Source organism: Streptococcus sp. CL5.50 (genome assembly GCF_049738015.1).
GTDB classification, from domain to species: domain Bacteria; phylum Bacillota; class Bacilli; order Lactobacillales; family Streptococcaceae; genus Streptococcus; species Streptococcus mitis_CA.
The window spans coordinates 1-1105 of sequence record NZ_JBKOTR010000028.1 but is presented as its reverse complement, the minus strand read 5'-3'; the positions used below and the strand labels follow the sequence as shown (position 1 = coordinate 1105).

The window sequence follows — 1105 nt, the reverse complement described above, 5'->3', positions numbered from 1 at the left end:
CTCCTTGTTCTGAAAGTGAAAAAGTAAGAGCTGATAGAGATTGTAGTGGTGTCTCAAGTCTTCTGAATAGCTCAAAAGCTTGTCTAGAATTTCTTTATTTGTTAAGTGCATGCGAAAAGTAGGGCGATAAAAACGTTTATCACTGAGTTTACGACTATCCTGCTGTATGAGCTTCCAGTAGCGCTTGATGGCTTTGTATTCATGGGATTTTCGCTCAAATTGATTCATGATTTGGACACGAACACGACTCATAGCACGGCTTAAGTGTTGTACAATGTGAAATCGATCTAGAACGATTTTAGCACATGGAAAAAGCTGTTTAGCCAAGGCATAATAAGGACTAAACATATCCATCGTAATGATTTTCACCTGACAACGAACAGCTCGCTCGTAGCGCAGAAAGTGATTTCGTATGATAGCCTGTGTTCTGCCTTCAAGAACAGTGATGATGTTAAGATTATCAAAATCTTGTGCAATGAAACTCATCTTTCCCTTGGTAAAGGCATACTCGTCCCAAGACATAATCTCTGGAAGACGAGAAAAATCATGCTTAAAACGGAAGTCATTAAGCTTGCGAATGACAGTTGAAGTTGAAATAGCCAGTTGATGAGCGATATCGGTCATAGAAGTTTTTTCAATCAATTTTTGCGCAATTTTTTGGTTGATAATACGAGGAATTTGGTGATTTTTCTCGACGAGAGAGGTCTGTGAGACCATCATTTTAGAGCAATGATAGCACTTGAAACGACGCTTTTTAAGGAGGATTCTGGTAGGCATACCAGTTGTTTCAAGGTAAGGAATTTTCGATGGTTTTTGGAAGTCATATTTCTTCATTTGACTTCCACATTCAGGACAAGATGGGGCCTCATAATCCAGTTTAGCGATGATTTCCTTGTGGGTATCTCTATTAACAACATCCATAATTTGGACATTAGGGTCTTTGATATCGAGTAGTTTTGTGATAAAATGTAATGGTTCCATATGATTCTTTCTAATGAGTTGTTTCGTCGCTTTTCATTATAGGTCATATGGGACTTTTTTTCTACACAAAAATAGGCTCCATAATATCTATAGGGGATTTACCCACTACAAATATTATAGAGCC

General features: G+C 37.8%; 1 protein-coding gene. It reads right to left on the bottom strand.

The features are described from left to right. On the bottom strand, positions 1-981 hold a 981-nt coding region (locus ACLNCV_RS09700; RefSeq protein WP_424845158.1), incomplete at its 3' end, for an ISL3 family transposase. Positions 982-1105 lie beyond the last annotated feature (124 nt).